We start from the raw sequence: 23598 nt of genomic DNA, 5'->3' as shown, positions 1-23598 counted from the left end.
GATCCTTGCGGGTTTGGGCAGCGCCCATAATATCTTCCGATATTGCAATTTATCAGGCGCAAACAGCCACGCTGTTTGCGTGCTTGCACTTAGTTTGAAAAAACAGGCGACAGCCATTAAAACAGAATTATTTATTTTGGAAAAGGTTGACTAAACTTTTATAATTGATTGGCGAAGCATTCTTCTAAACAATAATCTTTTACTCTCAACTCAACAAAAATTAACAGACAGCAAAAATCCCTGTTCAGCGCTGAACAGGGATTTTTTATATGGGGATGTTGTAAGCTTATTAAATATCGTAACATTTCCACTGACAATTTTTGCAGACTTCACTAAGTTTTCCTTGTGAAATTATCCTGCTTTTTGCCATATCTTTAAGCGCAAGCCACTCAATTTCGTCACCGATTTTTAAATTATATTCTTTCAGACAAGCATTGTCAAAACTTGCCACTTTATCATTATCGGCACAAAGCTGTGATTTATTATTCGGGCATTTACTGCAAAGAACATCATTACAACTGCCCGTTAAGGTAATCAGCGGATTTTCTTTATTCAGATATTCAATTACATTTGTCATATTCTGCACAAAATCACTGCTGTAGCCTTTTCCTACGAAAAATTGTATGCAAAGGCTGTGGTGCGGTCGCAGATTAAAGCTTGATAACTTTGTCAAGACGATTTACCAATACAGCTGAAAATGCAATTTTGAGTGCGTCAGCAATAAGATAAGGAACTACGCACAGTAAAAGTGACTCAACAAGTCCCATTTTCATTTGGAACATAAACCATACTGTGCCGAATGCATAACAAACAGCAAGGCCCAAAATCATAGAAACAATTTCAACCCAAAGTTTTTTGCCGAGTTTTTCTGTCATAAGACCTACAATTAAAGCTGTAAAAATAAAGCCGATAATATATCCGCCTGTCGGTCCGAAAAGTACACCTATACCTCCGCTGAAGCCTGCAAACACAGGAACACCGGCAAGACCGAGAAGTACATAAACTATAACACTGAGTGTACCTCTTTTCCAACCGAGTAATGACGCTGCAATAAATACACCGAGAGTTTGAAGTGTAAACGGAACTTCTCCGAACGGAATCTGAATTTGCGCACAAACTGTCATTACAGCGGCAAAGAGTGCCACAAATACTAAATCAAGCAAAGCGGCTTTGCTTTTTGATGTTGCCTTTGATTTTACCTCTAACATTGTTCTTTCTCCTTATCGTCAACCTATTTGGTTTATTAAGTTGACAATATTATAACTCGGTTTTGCCGAATTGTCAACCTGCAATTGAAATTTGGTTGACAATTCACAAAATCATATATTTTATATAATAACAGTTGTTTAAATGAGGTTTTCTTTCTTAAGATATTCTTCAAGAATATCTGCCGCATACTTGCAAAGCTCCGGACAAGGACGCTTTTTATAGTATTCGTTGGTGCGTTCTGACGGCACATAACTTTCCTTATTGTTTTTCTGAAAACCTAAAAGTTCTCTGCAAATAATAGAGCCGTTGTCTTCTTTAAACTTTGCGGCAAGCTCCTGAACCGATTTATAAACATTTTTCTTTGTGGTATTGTCTTTAGAATTGTCATTACCCATTGCAAGACCTATCACCATAAACATACCTGTAACAGTACCGCAAACTTCTCTCATTCTGCCCATACCGCCGCCGAATGGTTCGGAAATTTTTAATGCTGTTTCTTTTTCAAGTCCAAAATCCTCGCAAAATGCAAGCAAAACCGCTTGAGAACAATTGTAACCGTTCATAAAATTTTGCTTTGCAATATCTCCCTTAGACATACAAATCATTCCTTTTCATTATAATGTAATTTTATTTTAACACCGACTTATAATAATGTCAAAATTTTCATACCTTGTCCGTTACGATTATAAAAAGTTTGGTCGCCCCTTTCAAAAGTTGTGGGTGTGGGCAAAGCCAACGATACTGTCTGCTAACAAAATTTTTCTGTAGCCGAACAGCCTGCTGTTCGGCGGCTTGAACGAAACGGCAAAAAATTATTAATTGCTAACGCAAACAACCGTACAGTTTTTTACACTGTACGGCTGTTTGCAAGGGGTTTAGATAAGGAAATGGGTATGAGTGGAACGGATGCTTTCGCACCCTCTTGTTAGTAAATTTAAGCGGATTTATTATCGCTTGCACTTTTTTTAGGGATTTTAATTGTGTATTCGATATAGTTAGGGTTTTCACTTTTGACTGCTTTGGCATCAATACCTGCAAGGCGCATTGTATCTACCGCTTTGTTGATGGTGTTTACAAAAATACGCACATCTTTTATCACCGCTTTACTGCTTCCCATACTTTTAATATGCTTTGGGCAGTCATTCAAGACTTCGCCTACAAGATTGTCGGTCTGTTGAGTGTTAAGATTTAGAGCTATTACCTTGCTTAGGACTTCTCGCCTTTTGCCCTCGTCTTCTATTCGGAGTAATGCCCTGGCATGGCGCTCCGTAAGACCTGCCGAAATAATAAGCTCCTGTTCTTCGTATGTAAGGCGCAAAAGTCTTAGCTTGTTGGCAATGGTAGATTGCGTTTTGCCAAGCCTTTGAGCCGCCTCCTCTTGAGTAAGTCCGAATCTTCGTATAAGTCTTGAAATCCCGCGAGCTTCCTCGAACACGCCGAGGTCGCTGCGCTGTAGATTTTCAAGGAGAGCAAAGATCGCAGACTCTTTGTCAGAACACTTAACGATTATGCACGGCACTTTTTTAAGTCCTGCCATAACCGACGCACGAAGACGGCGTTCACCGGCAATCAGCTCATATTCACTTTGACTTGCCCTTCTGACAGTCAGCGGCTGCAAGATACCGTTTTCTGTTATGGACTGCGATAATGATGTAAGAGAGGCTTCGTCAAATTGTTTTCGAGGCTGAGCCTTGTTAGGTCGTATTCTTATTATTGGTATTTCAGTGATTTTGTTATCATTGTTAAATAAAAAAGTCAACCTTACCATCCCGTGTCTTTTAAGCATCAGGGGTTTGTCCCTGTGACATTATAATATCACATTGCCAAAAAATGGTATGTCGAATTGTGTAGGCATAATTAATTTTGTTTTACAATATTGCGTTGATTTTACCGTTTTGTTGTCAAAGTATTTGGTTTTCTTTCTGTTTTCTTTCTTATTATTAATAAATTATGGTTTAGCAAATTGATTTGCCAATTAATTATAAAAGTTTAGTCAACCTACTCAAAAATTGTGGGGGTAGACAAAACATACGATACTGACCGTTTACGCAATCTAAATCTAATAATAGACGAACAGCTTGCTGTTTGGCGGCTGATAAATTGTAATATTGAAAAAATAATCATACATAAGATTAGCCCTTTAACTACTGCTTTTGTAGCTAAAGGGCATCTGCTATCTTTATTATATTTGACATTAAAACATCATCACGCCTCATAATATCTTCAAGAGTGCGTTTTGATATACCTGCTTTATCTGCAAGCTGTTGGACTGTAAGTCCTTTATCGTTTTTATATTCTTTAATTTTCAAATTTGTCACACCTTATTAAAATAAAAATTTTACAATACCGTATACTGCAACAAAGAAATCCGGAATTAAGCCTTTTCCGAACTTTTTACCTGCCTAACATTTGCCTAATATTTTTAAAATTTTATGCGATTTTGGGCGGCGTTTTGCGATAAAAACAAATAAAGAAAAACCGCACTAAAACGCCTGAAAACGGCTTAATAGTGCGGTTTTTCTGTGGTCGAGGTGACAGGACTTGAACCTGCGGCATCTTGGTCCCAAACCAAGCACTCTACCAAACTGAGCTACACCTCGAAATTATTTAATTTTTGTCGCCTCAACAAGTCAGCTTCATTATTATATAACATAAAATTTGATTTGTCAACAATTATTTTTAATTTTTTTGAAACTTTCGTGATTTTTATTTTTCTTTAATTGACATACGCTGTTATGGGGTATAAAATATGATTACACTGATTAAATATATTACTTTGAAGGGCGGTTTTATATGTCTGACAATACAAAATTAAAAATCTCAAACGGGTTGAACGAGGATAAATATTCTGTAAAAAGCAAGTTTGTCAACTTCTTTTTGCTTGCGATGTTTACGCTCTTTCCCCTATTTTACACGGATTACTACTATAATATAAGACACGACAAATATTATTTTTTTCTTGTTGTCACTGTGGTGCTTGTTTTGATGATTGGCGCTGTTGCAATCACTAATTCCGATTCGCAAAGCGGAACAAAAGACAAAGCCGAATCCGTGCCTTGGTACAAAAAGTTATCGTTTACGGACTATGCATTTGGTGCATTCATTTTGGTATGCACCGTATCCACTGTTTTTTCTCAAAATCCTGCCGATGCTTTCTTGGGTCTTAGCGGAAGAAACAACGGTTTATTGTTGATGATTTTTTATGCGGTGGTTTATTTTTTAATTACCAGATTTTTTTGTTTTAAAAACTATGTCTTTGTTGCCCTTGCAGGTTGTTCAATTGCAATATATCTGCTTGATATTCTCAACTGTTTTTACATAGATCCGCTTGGAATGTTTGCAAGCCTTACAGATGAGCAGACAATCACAAACTTTACCTCCACAATTGGCAACAAAAACCTTATGTCAAGTTTTATCTGCATTGTTATGCCCGTAACCGTCGCTTTTTCGGTTATAAGCAAAAATCGTAATCACCGTATCGTTTATCATATTTCGTCCGCATTCGGTTATATGGCTCTTATGACAGCCGACAGCTACTCGGGTATACTTGGTCTTGGCACTGTTTTTGCCGTGCTTTTAATATGGTTTTCACGCAGCGTTGCAAGACTTAAAAGATTTTTCCTCGCAACAACAATTATGCTGTTAAGCGGCAAAATTCTTCGTTTGTTTTCCTTTTTTATGGGTGACAAATCAAAAGGTATCTCGGAATTTCAAAGTCTGCTTGTTTACTCAAAAATCATATGGGCGGCAATTGCATTGTTCGCAATAATTACCGCAATTTTATTTTTTGCAGACAGCAAAACTCCCGACAAGACTTTACCGCTTGCCGTTCCTATTATAATCGGCAGTATATTTGTTGCCTGCATTATTGCAATGCTTTTTGCCGTATATTATTTCAGCGTAATTGACACAAAAACAAATATCGGCTTTTTGAAAAGTTTTTTGAGATTTAATGACAGCTGGGGTACTCACCGTGGCTATATGTGGATAAGGTCTTTCTATATATTCGGAGATTTTTCTCTTTACAACAAACTTTTCGGATGCGGACCTGACACCTTTGCCACAGTGTTTGAACCGTATTTTGAGGGGCTTAAACATTACGGTGACAGCTCCACAAACTGTGCCCACAACGAATACATAAATTACCTTATTACTACGGGAATTTTCGGACTTGCTTCTTACCTTTCGATAATTTTCGGAGCGCTGAAAGGTGCGATTAAATCCGCAAGTAAAAATCCGATTGCAATTGCTTTTGCGGTATCTGTTATCAGCTATGCCGTGCAGGCTGTGGTAAACCTTGCTCAACCGATTACGACACCGCTTTTTATTATTTTTATTGCACTTTGCGAGGCAGTTGCCCGTAAGCAAAAAGCAACTGAATAAGCACAAACAAGACAGCCTATATACTAAGCTGTCTTGTTATTTTTTACGCAGCTTTTCTGCGTGATGTATGCCTTGTTGCCGCATTTCGTTTCTTATTTTTTTGTTGAGATTGGGGCTTTTTGAACAATATTGACTTTACGGGATAACGCATAGCGTAGCTTATAATTACGAAAATGCAGACATTAACATATAAATCAGCGTCAGGCATTTGTACAACTCCTTAAGTTTATTTGGGGCTTTGTTATAATTAGCTTAAATGACAAAGTGAAGTTCCTAAACTTAATTTTTGGTAAATTCCACTTTCAATAACTATCCTTTCAGACAATGATAAACGACTCATATTTTCCTGCTTTCCGCAGACAGTAACCGTTTTCATTTTACCATACTCTTTTGTCAAGGTGAACCCGTGGTATTTCTCGTTTTTTCCTCAAAAATCCGAACTTCACTTTGGCAATTTAGGTTTGTTATAATTAAATTATACAGTACCGGCTGGGTAATAAACAGGACTTTGCTATGATGTTTGCCGATTTTTCAATAATATTTTTTCGTTGTATTTAACGATTATAAAAGTTTGGTCAACCTTAAGGCTTGACCTAAATTTTAAAATTTTTACAAAAACAAAAGCGCAATAACCGCAGTTACTGCACTTTTATTTTGAAAATATAAATTAGAAAGATTTTTAAACCAACATAACTTACTTTTATTAATCGTCAAAATTAGGAGTTTGAATTGCATCGTAGCCGGTTTCGCCTGTACGGATTTTTACCGCCTGCTTTAAGTAGTAAGTAAAGATTTTACCGTCACCCGGATTGCCTGTAAACGCAGTCTTTTTAATAGCTTCTATGGTTTTTGCTTCCCATTCTTCTGATGAAACAACTATTTCAAACTTGATTTTAGGCAATACCTGCACATCTACTTTTTGACCTCTTACATATTCGGACATACCTCTTTGAATACCGCAGCCTACAACCTGATAGGCTGTGATTCCGTTTACGCCTATATCCATTAACGCTTTTTTTACATCGAGGAACATTTCCTCTCTTACAACAGCCTCTATTTTAATAAGCTGAACTTCGTTATTGTTATCCATATGTTAATCCTCCGTTAATTATCAAGACCGTTAAATGACGGGTAAGCAGATTCACCGTGCTGTGTAATATCAAGTCCGAGCATTTCGTCACGCTTGCTTACTCTGATTTTACCTGTAATAATTCTTGTTAAGCCGTAACAGATAAGTGTACCTGCAACTGCAATTACAAGTGTAATTACAATACCTAAAGCCTGTGCGCCGAACTGAGCAAACTCACCGTAGATAAGTCCGTTGCCTGCGTCTGCGTTAATAGCTGTGCTTGAGAACACACCTGTAAGAAGTCCGCCCCAGATACCGCCTGTACCGTGACAGCTGAATGCGTCGAGTGCGTCGTCAAAGCCGAATTTCTTTTTACCGAATGAAATCATAAGGTAGCAAACAGGGCTTGTTGTAAGACCTATAATTACTGCCGCCCAAATCGGAACAAAACCTGCGCCCGGAGTAATGCCTACAAGACCTGCAACCATACCTGTGCTTGCACCGATAAGTGTAGGCTTTTTGTTTTTGATTACATCGCAGAGCATCCAAGAAAGAATAGCGGCAGCGGCAGAAACGGCTGTTGTCATAAATGCGTGAGCCGAAAGACCGTTTGCCTCAAGTGCAGAGCCTGCGTTAAAGCCGAACCAACCGAACATAAGCAGTGACGCACCGAGAACAACTGTCGGAATATTGTGGATTCTGTAAATTGCGTGTTCGTAATCGTGGCGTTTGCCGAGGATAATGCAAAGGACAAGAGCGGATACACCGGAGCTGATATGAACAACATCGCCGCCGGCAAAGTCGAGAGCGCCGATACCGTCAAGTCCGAGAAGTCCGCCGTCTGCCCATACCATGTGGGCGAGAGGATAATAAACGATTAATGACCATAAAATTATAAACACAAAAAGTGATTTAAACTTCATTCTGCCTGCAACAGCACCTGTAATGAGCGCCGGTGTAATGATTGCGAACATCATCTGAAATCCGCAGAAAACCATATTCGGAATTGCTGCGCCGTCTGTGTAACCCTCTGTGAGAGATACGCCCTCAAGTCCTATCCAACTAAGGTCGCCGATAATTCCGTTTGAGCTTGGAGCAAATGAAAGTGAATAGCCGAAAAGCACCCACATTACAATGCCTGTTCCGATGATGAAAATTGAAGTCATCATTGTGTTTACTACATTCTTTTTGCGAACAAGTCCGCCGTAAAACATTGCAAGACCGGGTGTCATAAGGAACACCAAAGCCGAGCATATCAGCATAAAAGCTATGTTGCCTGCATCCATTTTTAAAACCTCCACATAAACCGAATGAATAAAAACAAGGCTCACCACGCCTTTGCAAATTGCAAGAAAATAAAAATAAATTGCAAATTTACCAAAAGCAGAGTGAACCTCTTTGTTCTTGATTATTCATTTTCAAATTAAATTAAAATAAGAAGTTTTCCGGAAACTTTACTTTACAACTTGAATTATAGCGTTATTTTTACCCTTTGTCAATAGATTTTTGCAAAAAATCAGCTGAAATTTAAAATTTTCTTATCATAGCCAAATTCAAGCACAAAGTATATGGATATTCAATTTTGCAAGAAATTTTATAAAACTTTCATAATGCCCATAAAAATTGGGATAACGCTTATACAAAAATTGATAAATTCACAGAGTCTAACTTTTTGGGGTCGGCTCATTTTCAAGCTCACTCGGAACATTGCATTTTTCAAAAGTCATATCGGGATAACTTATTTTTGCCTTTTCAAGCATATTTTCCGAATAATCCACACCGATAATATCTGCGTTTTTAAAACGGTTTTTAAGCGCAAAGGTTCTGTTTCCCGAACCGCAACCGATGCCAAGAATATTCTGCGGGTCAAGGTAAGATATTCTGTTTATCAGATCAACAGACGGTTGTGTACGCTCGTTTTTAAACTTCATATATTGATTTGAATTCCAATCTAACATAAAAATCACGTTCCTTTAGCTTTTGTTCTAAATGTAAGCTAAATAATTTTTAAATTTAGGTCAAGCCTTTGAAAAGGTTGACTAACTTTTATAATTGCTTGGCACAAAAGGTTTGCTAAACCATAATTTACCCCAATTTCCTATAAAGAACCTCTGAATATTGCCCAACACTAAGTAAATTCTATTTTTATTATATCACAGCAAAAAGCATAAAAAACCGCCCTACAAAAAAATTGTAGAGCGGTAAATTGTTATAACCGACAGTTAAATTCAGTCTTAATTATTGTTTTCTGCAAGGTAAATCTGATATGCTGTAATATCTGTTACATCAACCTTGCCGTCTTTATTGAGGTCGGCCTTTGAATCAAAGTTATCGGGCTTTTCTGCAGAACCTGCAACAACATGCTGTATATATGTTGCATCGTTTACATCAACTTTGCCGTCGCTGTTAATATCGTAATCAACATCCGACTTACTCTCTGCAAGAGTCCAAACCTGTGTACCGTAGAATGGGTTTGCTGTACCTACAACAAGGCTGTCGTCTGTTACGGCAAAAGTACGGCAGCCGTGGTTATACGGATCGCCAAAACCGTTTGTTGTAACAGTTTCTACATTAAGGTCGCTGTCAAGTGTGTAAAGGTCAAAGCCTCTTTCAGATGTGCTTAAGTAAGCCGCACACTCAACAAAAGAAATCATTTTCGCAATGTTTTCTTCTGTAAAGATTTTATCACTTAAGTCGCCGATTACACTTGAAATATCATCAGAAGCATCTGCAAATTCTTTGTAAGTAGCAATAAACTCTTCGCTTGCTTTTTCGTCAACAGCGTTTTCCACTTCATTGGCAAGCTCAATAACATCTTCTGCCCTCGCAGCAGTTGCTTTGCTGATTCTGCCTGCGTTATTTACACTCTTTGCCATATCTCTTGCATCGTTTCTTGAAACAGAAAATGTTGCCGGAGCAGTTACAGGCAGATGCGGTTTTTTGTATTTATTGAGAATAAGTTCTGCAAGCACCTTTATATACTCAATCTGTGACTGCCACTCTTCGTCTGTCATTTCAAGAAGGTCGCCGTTTGTAAGCTGACCGATAGGCTCAAGGAGTGAGCTTGTATCAAATGTGCCTACATAAAGTTTATCATCATAAACCTGCATTCTCCAGATATACTGGTTTTCGTTGCGGTCAAAGCCCGAACCTAAATCTGTAATACTGCCGTCAGGGAACATCTTGTCCGCATCGCCTACAACAAGGTCAATGTTTTCGTCTGCATCCATTCTGTAAAGGTTTACGGACTGCTCAAGGTTAGCGTTTACAAAATCGCAGCTCCGGTCAAACAAAACTCTTTCAAGAGCAATTTCTTCGTCATTGTACTCACCAATATAGAGGTAACCGTCGTATATACAAAAGTTTGCCGCACCCGAGCGTGTTCTTTCAGGGTCAATACCGTAAGTATATTTTGCGTTATCCTTTTCCTGATCGCCTACAACAGATGTCCATGTCCACTTGCCGTTGTCATCTCTGTCACCCCTGATGATAGCAAACGACTGCATTGTATTGTCATCAGGCTTGTTTTCAGGTCTGCCTGTGCAGATTGAAACATACAAAGAATCATTATATGCAGCCATATCCCAAATTGAACCGCCGTAGATGCTGTCTTGATAACGATAAGCAGGATAATTGAACATATCGTCCATAGTAGCAATTACTTTAAATGAATCGGGATCTTCAGGGTTGTCGCTTTCGCAGATATATGCACCCTCAAGACCTACAAGGCTGATTATAAGTTTGTTCTCGTAAGTGCTGATACCTCTGATACCAACGCTTATACCCATCTGATAAGCCTTATAATAATCTGCCTGACTGATACTCTGATAAACTTTCTTGTATTCATCGGTTTCAGGATCTACCTGATAAACAGTCGGCAAACCGTTTACAGAACCGCAGAAGTAGAACTTGCCGTTTAACTCTACAACATTTCTGAACTGTACATTTGTGTCGGTTGTAGCCTTTGACATAAGGAGTTTTACTTCGCCTGTCTTTGTATTTACCTTAACAAGAATACCCTTAGGATCTCCGCCGTCCTCTTCCGATGTAAAGAAAGCGCCGTTAAACATAGCGTTAAGAGTAGCTATCATAACTTCTTTATCAAATTTATTTCCGAGCACTGTACCCATAAAGTTAAGTGTCTGTGTCATAGCATTCGGGCAAGTACCGATATATACCCAATCACCGTGCCCGATAGCAGACCACGCATAGTTCTGTGCACGGTCACCCACGCCTGTAATCTCATCGGTAACTGTGCTGTTGCCAATGTAATCAACAATACCGTCCGGAGCTTTTAAACCGTTTTCCGGATGTGTGATTTTGTTAGCGGTAAAAGTATTATACTCATAAGCAGTACCGTTTACAGTATCACCTGCCGCCATAGCAGTGATTGAAGAAACGCTTGCCGCAACCAATGTTGCGGCAAGCAACGCTGAAAGAATTCTTTTTTTCATTGTCCGTTCTCCTTTATTATATCTTTCCTAAATTGTACTATAAATTCAAAATTATGTCAATGAATATTTGCGTATAAATGTCAATTTTTTCTTTACATAAACGCACAATATTATAGCAATTAAACGAATATATGTATTTTAATGTTTAATAGTCATAAAATGAATATATGTTTACAAAATGCATTTTTATAGACTGCTTTATATTAAAATTCCGTTGCAATGGTCTATTTCGTGCTGAATTATCTGTGCCGTAAAATTTGTGAAAGTGCGTGTAACCGTTTTGAATTTATCGTTGGCATATTTTACGGTTACAGTTTTATAACGCTTTGTTTTGCGCTCCCCGTCAAGCGACAGACAGCCCTCTTCGGTTTCGTATTCACCGTAAGCCTTAACGATTTCAGGATTAAACATAAGAATATACTTTCCGTTATCGCTTATTGCAATAATTCTTTTTGAAACGCCAATCATATTTGCGGCCATACCTACACAGCCCTCAAAATTTGCTTTTAAAGTATCAAGCAAATCAACGGCTATCGGCATATCCGACATATTTGCTTCAACCGATTTTCTCTGTAAAAACATCGGATCTCTTACTACTTCTCTTACCATATTTATCCCTCGCTTAGTTTTTTCTGATTATAGCATATCGGGGATAATTTAACAACATAAAAAGAGTCAAATATAAAAACATCTCAATACACAATAAAGACGCACTCCGAAATCGAGTGCATCTTTAGCAATTCTAAAACACTTATTCAAACTTTTTTATTAAACCGTAATCTTTAAAATCATAATTTTACAAATGCAATTCCACACGCATTTGTGCCTATGTGACTGCCTATAACCGCACCGACTTTTACAGTTTCAACGCTATGCACATTCGGCAGCAGGCTTTTTATGTCGCTTGTCAAATCATTTGCAAGGCTTTCGTTGTCGGAGTACATTACATATACAGGGAAATGAGGATTAAGCTCTTCCCTTTCAAGCCTTTCGGCAAGGCTTTTTATGCCACGCTTAATGTTAAAACTTTTTGCAAGCAACTCAACATTGCCGCCGCTGAGTCTTATTACAGGCTTTATACGGGCAACAGTCGTAAGCATTGCTTTTGTCTGACTTACTCTGCCGCCGTTATACAAATATTCAAGGGTATCGAGGCAGGCAAGCAACGATATTTTCGTTTTTATGCGCTCGATTTCTTCATAAATTTCTTTTGAGTTTTTCCCTTGTCTGCGCAGTTTAACCGCATATTCAACAAGCAGTTTTTGACCTGCCGAAGCGGTCAGTGAATCAATAACATACACATTTTTGCAGCCGATCATATCGCAGGCAATTTGTGCGGTATTTGCCGTTCCGCTGATTTTTGACGACATAAAAATTGCCACACCTCCGTCTTTGCTATGTTCGGCAACCTCAAATTCTTCTACTATATCATGCAGTGACGGTTGCGAAGTTTTGACGGTTTCCGTTGTATTTTTTAGTTTATCGAAAAACTCATCTTTTGAAATAGTAACATTATCCTTGTACTCCTCATCGCCGAAATTTACGGAAAGAGGAATACAATCAATCATTAATTTTTTCAGTTCGTTCGATTCAAAATCCGATGCAGAATCTGTTATTATCTTTACCATTAAAGCACCTCTGAAAAGATTTACATTAACAGTATAACCAATCTGCATTTAAAAAATCGGCACAGAGCGTACCGATTTTAAAATTAATGTGTATTTACATATTCAATAAATTCAGGAGTTTTTGACCAATACTTTATACCCCAATTTTCAAAATTCCACTCTTCCATATAATCATTACATTCGTAGTCTATGTAATAAAGGGTTTCGTTTTGCACTACAAAATTTGTCGGGAAATAATCTATATTCGTGTTATTTGCGTAAAGCAGTTTGCACATTGCTTTTACCTGCTCCGCATATTCTGACTTTACTCTGTCTGCCTTTACCATATCAAATATTGTGTCGCCCTCTATGTACTCCTTTAATATCCTTTCGTTTTCAATATCTATGTCGAGCATTTTCGGCATAGTTATTCCGATTTTTTTAAGGCGGTTATAATCATTTAATTCGGATTGAATTTTGTCGCCAAACTGATAATAACTGCACGGCTCGTGATGAATCTGCTTTAAAACATACTGATTTGTACCGTCGGATGCAAGGTAAGAATAACCGCCCTTGACTTTGCCAAGCAATTTTATTACGGAATAATTTTTACCGTTTACCGAAAGTTCTGTAGGAATTGCATTTGACATATAATCGCCTCATATACTTCATAAGTTACAGAATAAATATATCATATTGCAGATATTTTAATCAATAGCCTAAACCAAATTTTATAATTATTTGACAAAGTATTCTGTCAAAACATAATTTATTACAGTTTTTAATAAAGACTCAAAAATCACCGCAAAGCAAAAACTTTACGGTGATTTTTTTGCGCACAGAAACGCGTATATTATGTTAATTTCAAAACTTTCAGGCTCTTGCCTTAAGGGCAACACGCTTAATTTTTCCGCTTACAGTCTTTGGCATTTCATCGGTAAATTCAATGTACTGAATCCACTTATATGATGCAAGACGCTTGTTTGAAAATCCTTTAATTTCATTTACAAGATTTTTGTCCGCTTCGCAGCCGTCAACGGTTTTAATAATTGCCTTGATTGCCTGTCCACGGCTATCATCGGGAACACCGATTACCGCACACTCAAGCACGGCGGGGTGTTTCATAAGCACATTTTCAATTTCAAACGGGCCTACTCTGTATCCTCTTGTTTTTATAAGGTCATCGGCTCTGCCGACATACCAAAAATAGCCGTCCTCGTCCATATATGCGGTATCGTTTGTGTGGTACATTCCGTTTCTCCACGCATATTGGTACATCTGCTCGTCACCTATGTAGCCTGTAAATATACCGTACTGCTTTCTGTCTTTTGGCGGAACAACTACTATTTCGCCTGTTTCGCCCTGCTTTACTTCATCGCCGTTGCTGTCAACAAGTTTTATATTATACATAGGGCTTGGTTTTCCGATTGAACCCGTTTTGCCGTGAGTACCGTTGAGATTTGCAATGAGCAATGTGGTTTCACTCTGACCGTAACCCTCAATCGGATGAAGTCCTGTTTGTTGATATACAGCCTCGGCAACAATCGGATTGAGCGCCTCACCTGCAGTTGTCAAGTATTCGAGTGAACTCAAATCATACTTCTGCATACCTTTTTTTACAAAATATCTGTAAGCGGTCGGAGGTGCGCAGAATGATGTAACCTTAAATTTTTCAATTACTTTCAAAATTTTTGACGGAGAAAATTTATCGAAATCAAAAGCCATAACCGCACAACCGCAAAGCCACTGACCGTAGATTTTTCCGTATGACGCCTTTGCCCAGCCTGTTTCGGCAATTGAAAAATGCAGTCCGCCCTCTTTTACATTCTGCCAATATTTTGCGGAAATTATATGGCACAAAGAATAAATATGATTATGCACAACCGCCTTCGGATAGCCTGTTGTGCCCGATGTAAAGTAGATAAGCATTGGCTCGTCAGCTTTGGTTTCTACCCGTTCAAGCTCGTCGCTTGCATCTTCAATTTCTTTTGTAATATTTACCGTACCGTCAAAATCTTCTCTCGCAACAAATACGGTTTTTAATGAATTTTCTCGGTTTGCCGCTGTTAGCAGATGTTCAATCGTTTCGCTGTCGGGAGTACATACAGCCATTTTGATATTTGCAACATTTACTCTGTAGCTTATATCCTCGGCAGTAAGCATATTTGTAGCGGGAATTGCAACAACTCCGAGTTTGTGCAGAGCCGTAACAATGTACCAATATTCATAGTTGCGCTTGAGCATCAGCAAAACTCTGTCGCCCTTTTTTATACCGTATTTCAAGAAAACATTTGCGGCTTTATTGCTTAGTCTGCTTAAATCGGCAAAAGTAAAAATTCGTTCTTCACCCTCGGGATTTGTCCACACAAGTGCAATATCATTCGGTGCTTTCTCTGCCATTTTATCAAGCACATCGTATCCGAAATTATAATTATCCTCAAATTTTAATTTAAAACTTTTCAGCGTATTATCACTATTAAATTCTTCATTGCAAAACTGTTTGTACAACTGCATACTATCTCGCCTTTCAGAATAAAACTAAATTTATTACAAATAAAATAATAGCAAAAATAGACTGATTAGTCAATAAATAAAGCTATTCTTGTTTTATTAATAAATCAATCGGTTATGCAAAACTTGCATAACCGATTGAATATAATTATATAACCGCCGAATATTACCGCTATTGCAAAAGCAAGGTATTTTTGGTATATTTAGAGTATATAAAACAAATAAAATTTTACAGGGTGTGATTAATATGAAAAAATTTACTCTCGAAGAAATAGCCGCTGCCTGCGGCGGTAAATATGTCGGCGACGAAAGCTTAAAATCAACCGCAATTTCATCGGTTGAGCGTGACAGCAGATGCATTAAGGAAAATTCTCTTTTCCTTGCCATTAAAGGAGAGCGTGTTGACGGACACGATTTTATTGAAAAATGCTATGCTGACGGTGCTGTCTGCGCTGTTTGCGAAAAAGCGCCGCAGAACCCGACAAAGCCGTATATTCTTGTTGACTCAACACTTGAGGCGGTTAAAAAAATCGGTATGGCCTACCGCAAAAAATTTGATATTCCTGTAGTAGGCGTATCCGGCAGTGTAGGCAAAACTTCTACAAAAGAGATGCTCTATGCCGTACTTTCTCAAAAATACAAAACTCACAAAACACAAGGCAACCTAAATAACGAACTCGGCGTACCGCTCACTCTCCTTGCAATGCCCGAAGATACCGAGGCTGCTGTAATAGAAATGGGTATTTCAGACTTTGGCGAAATGAGCCGACTTGCGCAGATGGTACAGCCGACTGTATGCGTACTTACAATTATCGGCTGTTGTCACCTTGAAAACCTCGGCGACCGCAACGGCGTTTTAAAGGCAAAAACCGAAATGTTTAAATTTGCAAGCGAAAATGCGGAATTTGTACTCAACGGCGACGATGATAAACTTTCTACAGTAACGGAAGTAAACGGCAAAAAGCCAATCTTCTTCGGTCTTGACCGCAAAAATGACTATTACGCAGAAAATATTCAAAACAATGCGGACGGCGGAGTGCTTGCCGACCTTTGTTTCGGCGACACAAAACTTTCCGTAAAAATTCCTGCAATCGGCAGTTATATGGTTTCAAACGCACTTGCAGCCGTGGCAGTAGGCAAACTTTGCGGACTTAATGACGAACAACTTATAAAAGGTGTTGAGGCTTATAAAACCGTAGGCAGCCGTGCAAATGTTATCAATACCGAAGATTACAAAATCATTGATGACTGCTACAACGCAAACCCGACCTCCGTTATGGCAAGTATTGACACACTTGTAAATTTCAGCGGCAGAACCGTTGCAATTCTCGGCGATATGAAAGAACTCGGCACAAACGAACTTGAAATGCACCGCAAAACAGGCGGACACGCAAAAGAAAAAGGCGTTGACCTTGTAATTGCAGTCGGCCCGCTTGCCAAAGCACTTGCCGAGGGCAGCGGCGGAAAGTGGTATGCAGACATAGACTCTCTCCTACCCGACCTAAAAAGCCTGCTCAAAAAAGGTGATACAGTTTTGGTAAAAGCCTCACACTCAATGCAGTTTGAAAGAATCGTTGCATTTTTGAAAGGTTGAAAATAGGCAATCATTTTGTATATATAGATTTAGGTCAAACCTTTAAAAATGTTGACCTTACTTTTATAATTGTTAAAAAGCGCTTAGCTAATCCTCAATTTACCCCAACTTTCGATAAAGCCTAAAATTCACTGACAAAAAACGGTCATTCGCAAACTTTATGCGAATGACCGTAATTTTGTTTATGCTTTATTTAATGAAATGATACGCTGTAATTCTGTTACATCGCTTATATCAATTTTGCCGTTTCCGTCAACATCTGCAAGCTTTAACTGTGTATCGGTGAAATCAGCGTTTTTAGATACATACATCTGAAGTTCTGTAATATCAAGAATATCTACAGCACCGTTCATATTAACATCACCGTGCTCGTAGTTGCTTCCGTTATCAAGCGGCTTGTCCCTAAGATATTTACAATAATCAAGAGCTACCCAACCCTTTACATTTTTATAAGTTGTATAACCCCATGTGTAACCGCCGGACTGTTTTACATCTGTAACATAAAGCTCTGTACCGTTTTTAATCTGATAAACAGTTTTTGATGAAGTTGTTGCGCTCTCTCTCATATTAAGATAATCGCTTACTTCAACCTCGTAAACACCTGTTTTGTATGTAATGGTATCGTTACCGTTATCATCATTGTTATTGTTGTTCTTACCAAAGTCGCCAAGGTAAATAAAGCCTTGGAAATTCCAACCTGATTCACCCATTGCAGGGTCATTAACATCTGCATATGTAAGATAGAAGTTTTCCCAACCCCACGCAGAGTTTGAAAATGTAACAGTACCGTTCTCTACCTTTTCAACAACGGCAACATGACCGCCTGTTTCGCCGTTTCTGTAATATTCCCAACAAGCAACAGCGCCGACTTTCGGAGTCTGACCTCTGCTGTAGCCGTCGTTGTAGTCATACCACTCGTAAGCGTCATAGTGACAAAGTCCGGGATCTCTGCCAAGAATTTCGTATGCTCTGCCGTAAGCATAAGCTGTGCAGTTTGGCATACCATAGCCGTATTGGTAATAAATATTTTTATTGCTGTAATAATAATCATTGCTGTATGACGGTGCATCAAGTCTTGGTGTGAAAGACGATGACGCATTAGCAATCATTGAATACGAAAATACTGTGGTAAAAAGTAATGCACAAACTAAGAACATTGCCGGAATTCTTTTGAGTTTTTTAAAAAACAATTTAAATCTTCCTTTCTGTCAATTATGTTTACATTTCTGTTTATCAAAGAACATTTTACCACAAAGCTCCGCAAAAGACAATATTTTTTTAATAATATTGTAATTATTTGTAATCTTTGTAAAAGTCATTAAAGCAGGCTCTTGATATTTTGGCAGTATTGATATATAATAAAAACCAATAGTAGCATAAAACAAAATGCTGACAAATGGTCGAGAAACCGAAAAAAGCGTCTGTTTTACTTATATTTTTAGCTTTTGTGCAATCGGAAGTGTTAATATGAAGGTTAATGTCGGTGACAGAGTTGAAATGAAAAAACCGCACCCGTGCGGTTGCAAGGAATTTGAAATATTAAGGATTGGAATGGATTTTAAGATCCGTTGTACAAACTGCGGCAGAGAAGTTATGGTGCCGAGAAATAAAATCGAAAAGAATATTAAAAAATTTTTAACCGATAAGGAAAAATAATATGTTTGAAAAAATAGAAATTTTTGATAAAAGATACTCCGAACTTTCGCAAAGACTTTACGAACCGTCTGTTGCGGCAGATCCGGAGCAATATCAGAAAACAATGAAAGAGCTTAAGTCTATTGAAGAAATAGTGCTTACTTACCGAGAGTACAAACAGGCGGTAAAATCTCAAGACGAAAGCATTGAAATTCTTGAAGAAAGCGGCGACAGCGACTTAAAGGAACTTGCACAGCTTGAACTTGACGAGGCAAAGCAGAACATAGAGGAGCTTTCGGAAAAGCTTAAGATTTTGCTTTTGCCGAAAGACCCAAATGACGAACGAAATGTTATTGTGGAAATTCGTGGCGGAGCAGGCGGCGAAGAGTCTGCACTGTTCAGTGCGGTGCTTTTCAGAATGTACAGTATGTATGCCGAGAAAAAGGGTTATAAAGTAGAAATAGTAAACGCAAACGAAACCGAGCTCGGCGGCTATAAAGAAATTTCTTTTATGATTGAGGGCGAGGGTGCTTACTCACGCTTTAAATACGAAAGCGGTGTACACCGTGTTCAGCGTGTGCCCGAAACCGAAAGCCAGGGCAGAGTGCATACTTCTACCACAACCGTTGCCGTTCTTCCCGAGGCGGAAGATGTGGAGCTTGAAATTGACCCTAAAGATTTGAAAATAGATACTTTCCGTTCAAGCGGCGCAGGCGGTCAGCATATCAACAAAACAAGTTCGGCTATCCGTATTACTCATTTGCCGACAGGTACGGTTGTTGAGTGTCAGGACGAAAGAAGTCAGTACAAAAACAAAGATAAAGCGCTCAAGGTGCTCAAGAGCCGACTTTTAAAAGAAAAGCAGGATAAGCAGGCGAGTGAAATTGCCGCTAACCGTAAGTCACAGGTCGGCACGGGCGACAGAAGTGAAAGAATTAGAACCTACAACTATCCGCAGGGCAGACTGACCGACCACAGAATCGGACTTACGCTTTACAAACTTGAGGATATATTAAACGGAAATCTTGATGAAGTTATAGACGCTCTTGTTACCGCAGACAGAGCAGAAAAACTCAAAGAAAGTATGGAAAATTCATAAGCAAGGTGACAATATGCAAACATTATTGCTCGACAGTACACAGGAAAATATAAATAAAGCAGGAGAAATCCTAAGAAACGGCGGACTTGTAGGTATGCCGACCGAAACCGTTTACGGACTTGCGGCAGACGCTTTGAACGGTAAAGCCGTTGCCAAAATTTTTAAGGCAAAAGGCAGACCGATGGATAATCCGCTGATTGTTCATATTGCGGAGTTTGGGGATATTGAAAAATTCGGTCTTGTCGCCGAAATTCCCCAAAAGGCAAAAATTCTTGCCGAAAAATTTATGCCGGGCCCTCTTACAATTATAATGAAAAAATCGGAGATTATTCCTGACGAAGTATCGGCAGGTCTTGAAACCGTTGCAATTCGCTGTCCGTCACACCCTGTTGCAAGAGCGCTCATTAAGGCGGCAAATACACCGCTCGCTGCGCCGTCCGCAAACATTTCGGGTTCTCCGAGTCCTACAACCGCAACCCATGTTATGAATGATATGAACGGTAAGATTGAGGCAATTATTGACGGCGGTGCAAGTGAAGTCGGCGTTGAAAGTACGGTTATCACTCTTGCGGGCGAAGTTCCTTGCCTGTTAAGACCGGGCGGAATCACCCTTGAACAATTGAGAGATACAATCGGAGAAGTCGAACTTAACAAGGCGGTACTCGACAAACTTGACCCTAATCAAAAGGCGGCAAGCCCGGGTATGAAGTACAAGCATTATTCGCCGAAAGCGAGAGTTATACTTCTTAAAGGCACAGACGAAGAATATATTAATTATGTGAACAGCAAGGATGACGGCAAAACCGCCGCACTTTGTTGTGATGAAGATATTGCGCAGCTTAAGGTAAAAACATTTTCGCTCGGCAAAAGGCAAGACTATGCACAGCAGGCGCACAGACTTTTTGATATGCTGAGAGAGGTTGACGAGGTCGGCGGAATTGACACCGCTTACTCAAGACTTCCGTCCTGCGATGGCGTAGGTATGGCACTGTATAACAGGCTTATCAGAGCCGCCGGCTATGAGGTGATTGACCTTGAAAAAATATAAAATATTAGGACTTACAGGTCAGACGGGCGCAGGCAAAAGCACTGTATCAAAAGTTTTTGCAAAAAACGGCACAGCGGTAATAAATGCCGATGAGCTTGTTGCGGAACTTTATATGCCCGACTCGGTATGTCTTAAGATACTTTCGGCTGAATTTGGCAGTGACATTATTTTGCCGAACAAAAATCTTGACCGAAAGAAGCTTGCTCAAAGGGCATTTGCAACAAAAGAAAAAACCGCCGTTCTCGGCAAACTTATCCACCCGTTTGTACTTTCCCTTTTCCTTGAAAAGACGGAAAAACTTGTCAACAGCGATAAAAAATTCATTGTATTTGACGCACCGCAGCTTTTTGAGAGTAAAGCAAATGTAATTTGCGATTATATCATAAGCGTTACGGCTGATGAAAACATACGCAAACAGCGCATAATGCAGCGTGACGGAATTTCGGAAGAAATGGCGGAAAGTCGTATAAACGCTCAACTTTCCGAAAACTATTTTAAAGATAATTCGGACTTTATTCTTGAAAACAACGGCACAAAGCAAGAACTTATCGACAAAGCCGAGGGGCTATTCGGATACATACGGCAGGTGATTTAATGGCGGCAAATCCCCGATACAAAAAGAAACCCAAAAAGAAGGGAAAAAATTTTATTGTTGGCGGTTGCATAGTTTTAACGGCGGTCTTGCTTGCACTGTTTGTATTTAATTACTATGACAACGCAAAAAAGCAACTGCTCGAACTCAGCTATCCGAGAGATTACAGCCAATATGTTCAAAAAGCCGCAAAAGATTACGAACTCGACGAATCACTCATATATGCCGTTATCCGTACGGAAAGCGGCTTTAATGCAGACGCACAGTCGGATGCGGGTGCTTGCGGAATTATGCAGGTTATGCCGAGTTCGTTTGAATGGCTGCAACAGGTAAGAGATTGCGAGGGCAAATATACGGAAGAAGATTTATATAACCCCGAAATCTGTATAGATTACGGCTCTTATCTTTTAAAATATTTTCTTGATTTTTATGGGACAGAAACATCGGCTATTGCGGCGTACAACGCAGGATTTGTGGTTTCGGACTGGCTTGATGATCCGAATTACAGTACCGACGGTGTAACGCTTACAGATATACCGTATCCAGAAACAAAAGAATATGTTGAACGGGTAACGGACGCAAAAGCAAAGTATATTGAGTTATATTATTCATAAAATAATATGGTACATCTGATGAAAGGAAGATAAATATGTCAGACGAAAAAAGCAAAGCTACACTTCTTAAAGAAGAAATTATGATGAAAGGCAGCAAGGGCGTAGCAACTCTCAATGCAGAAGAGATTAAAAAAGCAGACGATTTCTGCGTAGGCTATAAAAAGTTTTTAGACCATTCTCCCGTTGAGCGTGAGGCTGTAAGCTACACACTTGAACTTGCGAAAAAAGCAGGCTTTACAGAATACGATGAAAATGCGTCATATAACGCAGGCGATAAGGTGTATTATGTAAACCGTGACAAAGCAATCGCACTTGCTGTTATCGGCAAAAACGGTGTAAAGAACGGTGCAAGACTTGCAATCGCTCACATTGACTCACCACGAATTGATTTAAAGCCGAATCCACTTTATGAGGACACAAACCTCGCACTTTTCAAAACACATTACTACGGCGGTCTTAAAAAATATCAGTGGACAGCACTTCCCCTCTCACTCCACGGCACAGTTGTAAAGCTTGACGGCACAAAGGTAAACATTACTTGGGGTGACGATGAAAACGAATCTTGTTTTTGCGTTACTGATTTGCTCCCACACCTTGCTAAAGACCAGGTTTCAAAGCCGCTTGCAAAGGTATTTACAGGTGAGGATCTCAATGTTCTTGTCGGCTCTCGTCCGTACGAAGACGGCAATGACGAAAAAGACCTTGTAAAACTCAATGTAATGTCAATTCTCAATAAGAAATACGGCATAGTTGAGGGGGATTTCCTTTCGGCAGAACTTTGTCTTATTCCGTCATTCAAAGCAAGAGATATCGGCTTTGACGCAAGTATGATCGGCGGTTACGGTCACGATGATAAGGTTTGCGCTTACCCTGCAGTAATGGCTTCGCTTGATGTTGAAACTCCGGAGCAGACCTGCGTTACTTATCTTACAGATAAAGAAGAAACAGGCAGCGATGGCAATACAGGTATGCAGAGCGACTTTTTGCGTTACTTTATATATGACCTTGCAAAGCAGGACGGTATTGACGGCTACAAAGCGCTGTCTAAGAGCACCTGTCTTTCGGCAGATGTAAGCGCAGCTTATGACCCAACATATGCATCCGCTTACGAAGCAAAGAACTCTTGCTATATTAACGAAGGCGTTGTAATTTCAAAATACACAGGTCACGGCGGAAAGTACGATACTTCCGATGCGTCTGCCGAGTATATGGGCAAGGTAAGAGCTTTGCTTGAGAAAAACAATGTAATGTGGCAAGTCGGCGAACTCGGTAAAGTTGATATGGGCGGCGGCGGAACAATCGCAAAATATGTTGCCAATATGAATGTTGATGTAGTTGACCTCGGTGTGCCTGTACTTTGTATGCACGCACCGTTTGAAATCGTATCAAAAATTGATGTATATATGGCTTACAGAGCATTTTTTGCATTTTTTGATGATAAAATTTAAAAAAATTCAAAAAACACTTGCTTTTTCTAAAAGAATGTGGTAATATACTACTTGCGGTTAATAATTAACCGCATATGCGCTGGTAGCTCAGCTGGATAGAGTGTCTGACTACGAATCAGAAGGTCGGGAGTTCGAGTCTCTTCCAGCGCGCCAATAACACACCTTGGTTTTTCAGGGTGTGTTATTTTTTTTGATTCTTTGTCAATAGTTGGGGTAATCCGAAAAATGAAATAAAGATATTTAACAAGCGGCAGAAAATTTGAAATGCTCCCCTTTTGTTAGACAATGAGGTATAATATAAATATACCGTAATTAAAACTAACGAAAGGGGGCAT

Annotated in this window: 23 protein-coding genes and 2 tRNA genes; 9 read left to right on the top strand and 16 right to left on the bottom strand. The window is 39.2% G+C overall.

The features are described from left to right. Nucleotides 1-289: 289 nt before the first annotated feature. The 6 genes from AAAY30_RS09180 to AAAY30_RS09155 all read right to left on the bottom strand — a co-directional run bounded on the left by AAAY30_RS09180 (nt 290) and on the right by AAAY30_RS09155 (nt 3809). Entirely contained in the window at nt 290-673 is a 384-nt protein-coding gene (locus AAAY30_RS09180; RefSeq protein WP_186935412.1) for a DUF1284 domain-containing protein, read from the bottom strand. Continuing rightward, a complete protein-coding gene (locus AAAY30_RS09175) occupies nt 651-1208 on the bottom strand; it encodes a biotin transporter BioY (protein WP_186935413.1) in 558 nt (185 codons plus the stop codon). Before AAAY30_RS09175 ends, AAAY30_RS09180 begins: the two co-directional genes overlap by 23 nt. A 138-nt stretch (nt 1209-1346) precedes the next feature. After that, entirely contained in the window at nt 1347-1805 is a 459-nt protein-coding gene (locus AAAY30_RS09170) for a C-GCAxxG-C-C family protein (RefSeq protein ID WP_186935414.1), read from the bottom strand. A 338-nt stretch (nt 1806-2143) separates the two neighbouring features. Continuing rightward, entirely contained in the window at nt 2144-2968 is an 825-nt protein-coding gene (locus AAAY30_RS09165) for a ParB/RepB/Spo0J family partition protein (protein ID WP_303248279.1), read from the bottom strand. Between the two features lie 400 nt (nt 2969-3368). Further along, complete coding sequence (locus AAAY30_RS09160) at nt 3369-3518, bottom strand: helix-turn-helix domain-containing protein (RefSeq protein WP_499215803.1); 150 nt, start codon at nt 3516-3518, stop codon at nt 3369-3371. 214 nt (nt 3519-3732) lie between these two features. Further along, a tRNA-Pro gene (locus tag AAAY30_RS09155) sits at nt 3733-3809 on the bottom strand. 193 nt (nt 3810-4002) lie between these two features. Here AAAY30_RS09155 and AAAY30_RS09150 point away from each other — a divergent pair. Continuing rightward, on the top strand, nt 4003-5592 hold the full coding sequence (locus AAAY30_RS09150) for an O-antigen ligase family protein (RefSeq protein WP_412249804.1): 1590 nt from the start codon (nt 4003-4005) through the stop codon (nt 5590-5592). 43 nt (nt 5593-5635) lie between these two features. On the opposite strand, the gene AAAY30_RS09145 is transcribed toward AAAY30_RS09150, so the two are convergent. The 9 genes from AAAY30_RS09145 to AAAY30_RS09105 all read right to left on the bottom strand — a co-directional run bounded on the left by AAAY30_RS09145 (nt 5636) and on the right by AAAY30_RS09105 (nt 15236). Continuing rightward, nucleotides 5636-5800, bottom strand: a complete 165-nt coding sequence (locus AAAY30_RS09145; RefSeq protein WP_022234814.1) for a hypothetical protein — start codon at nt 5798-5800, stop codon at nt 5636-5638. Between the two features lie 495 nt (nt 5801-6295). Beyond that, nucleotides 6296-6682: a P-II family nitrogen regulator gene (locus AAAY30_RS09140; RefSeq protein ID WP_022234815.1), complete on the bottom strand. Its 387-nt coding sequence runs from the start codon at nt 6680-6682 to the stop codon at nt 6296-6298. Nucleotides 6683-6696: 14 nt separating this feature from the next. Continuing rightward, a complete protein-coding gene (locus AAAY30_RS09135; protein WP_413059632.1) occupies nt 6697-7947 on the bottom strand; it encodes an ammonium transporter in 1251 nt (416 codons plus the stop codon). 378 nt (nt 7948-8325) lie between these two features. After that, nucleotides 8326-8619, bottom strand: a complete 294-nt coding sequence (locus AAAY30_RS09130; RefSeq protein WP_295025469.1) for a methyltransferase domain-containing protein — start codon at nt 8617-8619, stop codon at nt 8326-8328. 276 nt (nt 8620-8895) lie between these two features. Further along, nucleotides 8896-11115, bottom strand: a complete 2220-nt coding sequence (locus AAAY30_RS09125) for a dockerin type I repeat-containing protein (RefSeq protein ID WP_295025467.1) — start codon at nt 11113-11115, stop codon at nt 8896-8898. Nucleotides 11116-11313: 198 nt separating this feature from the next. Continuing rightward, nucleotides 11314-11724: a peptide deformylase gene (locus tag AAAY30_RS09120; protein WP_022234817.1), complete on the bottom strand. Its 411-nt coding sequence runs from the start codon at nt 11722-11724 to the stop codon at nt 11314-11316. A 179-nt stretch (nt 11725-11903) separates the two neighbouring features. Continuing rightward, nucleotides 11904-12743 (bottom strand): DegV family protein, encoded by an 840-nt coding sequence (locus AAAY30_RS09115; RefSeq protein ID WP_295025465.1) that lies wholly within the window; start codon nt 12741-12743, stop codon nt 11904-11906. 83 nt (nt 12744-12826) lie between these two features. Continuing rightward, the gene (locus AAAY30_RS09110) at nt 12827-13372 is read right to left on the bottom strand and encodes a BUD32 family EKC/KEOPS complex subunit (protein ID WP_295025463.1); all 546 of its coding nucleotides are present in this window, start codon (nt 13370-13372) and stop codon (nt 12827-12829) included. A 223-nt stretch (nt 13373-13595) separates the two neighbouring features. Continuing rightward, entirely contained in the window at nt 13596-15236 is a 1641-nt protein-coding gene (locus AAAY30_RS09105; protein WP_295025461.1) for an AMP-binding protein, read from the bottom strand. 244 nt (nt 15237-15480) lie between these two features. On the opposite strand from AAAY30_RS09105, the gene AAAY30_RS09100 reads away from it, so the two are divergent. Then, complete coding sequence (locus AAAY30_RS09100) at nt 15481-16827, top strand: UDP-N-acetylmuramoyl-tripeptide--D-alanyl-D-alanine ligase (RefSeq protein WP_337781541.1); 1347 nt, start codon at nt 15481-15483, stop codon at nt 16825-16827. Nucleotides 16828-17009: 182 nt separating this feature from the next. Here AAAY30_RS09100 and AAAY30_RS09095 read toward each other — a convergent pair whose 3' ends face one another. Beyond that, the gene (locus AAAY30_RS09095) at nt 17010-18017 is read right to left on the bottom strand and encodes a CHAP domain-containing protein (protein ID WP_337781540.1); all 1008 of its coding nucleotides are present in this window, start codon (nt 18015-18017) and stop codon (nt 17010-17012) included. Nucleotides 18018-18294: 277 nt separating this feature from the next. Between AAAY30_RS09095 and AAAY30_RS09090 the strand changes: the two genes are divergently transcribed. The 7 genes from AAAY30_RS09090 (at nt 18295) to AAAY30_RS09060 (ending at nt 23416) form a co-directional block, all read left to right on the top strand. After that, nucleotides 18295-18483: a DUF951 domain-containing protein gene (locus tag AAAY30_RS09090; protein ID WP_499215804.1), complete on the top strand. Its 189-nt coding sequence runs from the start codon at nt 18295-18297 to the stop codon at nt 18481-18483. Nucleotide 18484: 1 nt separating this feature from the next. Further along, nucleotides 18485-19561, top strand: coding sequence for a peptide chain release factor 1 (prfA, locus tag AAAY30_RS09085; RefSeq protein ID WP_186935479.1), 1077 nt, complete (start codon nt 18485-18487; stop codon nt 19559-19561). Nucleotides 19562-19574: 13 nt separating this feature from the next. Beyond that, on the top strand, nt 19575-20609 hold the full coding sequence (locus tag AAAY30_RS09080) for an L-threonylcarbamoyladenylate synthase (protein WP_022234458.1): 1035 nt from the start codon (nt 19575-19577) through the stop codon (nt 20607-20609). Further along, nucleotides 20596-21204, top strand: a complete 609-nt coding sequence (gene coaE / locus AAAY30_RS09075) for a dephospho-CoA kinase (RefSeq protein WP_022234459.1) — start codon at nt 20596-20598, stop codon at nt 21202-21204. The genes AAAY30_RS09080 and coaE overlap by 14 nt, the downstream gene beginning before the upstream one ends. Then, complete coding sequence (locus AAAY30_RS09070) at nt 21204-21815, top strand: lytic transglycosylase domain-containing protein (RefSeq protein ID WP_178586018.1); 612 nt, start codon at nt 21204-21206, stop codon at nt 21813-21815. The genes coaE and AAAY30_RS09070 overlap by 1 nt, the downstream gene beginning before the upstream one ends. Nucleotides 21816-21850: 35 nt before the next feature. After that, entirely contained in the window at nt 21851-23263 is a 1413-nt protein-coding gene (locus tag AAAY30_RS09065; RefSeq protein ID WP_499215805.1) for an aminopeptidase, read from the top strand. A 76-nt stretch (nt 23264-23339) separates the two neighbouring features. Beyond that, a tRNA-Arg gene (locus AAAY30_RS09060) sits at nt 23340-23416 on the top strand. The last annotated feature ends 182 nt before the right edge of the window (nt 23417-23598 follow it).

This window comes from Ruminococcoides bili (assembly GCF_040093295.1).
GTDB lineage: Bacteria > Bacillota > Clostridia > Oscillospirales > Acutalibacteraceae > Ruminococcoides > Ruminococcoides intestinale_A.
The sequence above is the reverse complement of the archived record's forward strand: the minus strand, read 5'-3'. Positions and strand labels throughout refer to the sequence as shown.

Bases quoted from the DNA above. Each gene is read 5' to 3' on its own strand.
- AAAY30_RS09175 (WP_186935413.1), bottom strand. From the start codon at position 1,208: ATGTTAGAGGTAAAATCAAAGGCAACATCAAAAAGCAAAGCCGCTTTG.
- AAAY30_RS09170 (WP_186935414.1), bottom strand. From the start codon at position 1,805: ATGTCTAAGGGAGATATTGCAAAGCAAAATTTTATGAACGGTTACAAT.
- AAAY30_RS09150 (WP_412249804.1), top strand. From the start codon at position 4,003: ATGTCTGACAATACAAAATTAAAAATCTCAAACGGGTTGAACGAGGAT.
- AAAY30_RS09145 (WP_022234814.1), bottom strand. From the start codon at position 5,800: ATGCCTGACGCTGATTTATATGTTAATGTCTGCATTTTCGTAATTATA.
- AAAY30_RS09140 (WP_022234815.1), bottom strand. From the start codon at position 6,682: ATGGATAACAATAACGAAGTTCAGCTTATTAAAATAGAGGCTGTTGTA.
- AAAY30_RS09135 (WP_413059632.1), bottom strand. From the start codon at position 7,947: ATGGATGCAGGCAACATAGCTTTTATGCTGATATGCTCGGCTTTGGTG.
- AAAY30_RS09130 (WP_295025469.1), bottom strand. From the start codon at position 8,619: ATGTTAGATTGGAATTCAAATCAATATATGAAGTTTAAAAACGAGCGT.
- AAAY30_RS09125 (WP_295025467.1), bottom strand. From the start codon at position 11,115: ATGAAAAAAAGAATTCTTTCAGCGTTGCTTGCCGCAACATTGGTTGCG.
- AAAY30_RS09120 (WP_022234817.1), bottom strand. From the start codon at position 11,724: ATGGTAAGAGAAGTAGTAAGAGATCCGATGTTTTTACAGAGAAAATCG.
- AAAY30_RS09115 (WP_295025465.1), bottom strand. From the start codon at position 12,743: ATGGTAAAGATAATAACAGATTCTGCATCGGATTTTGAATCGAACGAA.
- AAAY30_RS09110 (WP_295025463.1), bottom strand. From the start codon at position 13,372: ATGTCAAATGCAATTCCTACAGAACTTTCGGTAAACGGTAAAAATTAT.
- AAAY30_RS09105 (WP_295025461.1), bottom strand. From the start codon at position 15,236: ATGCAGTTGTACAAACAGTTTTGCAATGAAGAATTTAATAGTGATAAT.
- AAAY30_RS09100 (WP_337781541.1), top strand. From the start codon at position 15,481: ATGAAAAAATTTACTCTCGAAGAAATAGCCGCTGCCTGCGGCGGTAAA.
- AAAY30_RS09090 (WP_499215804.1), top strand. From the start codon at position 18,295: ATGAAGGTTAATGTCGGTGACAGAGTTGAAATGAAAAAACCGCACCCG.
- prfA (WP_186935479.1), top strand. From the start codon at position 18,485: ATGTTTGAAAAAATAGAAATTTTTGATAAAAGATACTCCGAACTTTCG.
- AAAY30_RS09080 (WP_022234458.1), top strand. From the start codon at position 19,575: ATGCAAACATTATTGCTCGACAGTACACAGGAAAATATAAATAAAGCA.
- AAAY30_RS09070 (WP_178586018.1), top strand. From the start codon at position 21,204: ATGGCGGCAAATCCCCGATACAAAAAGAAACCCAAAAAGAAGGGAAAA.
- AAAY30_RS09065 (WP_499215805.1), top strand. From the start codon at position 21,851: ATGTCAGACGAAAAAAGCAAAGCTACACTTCTTAAAGAAGAAATTATG.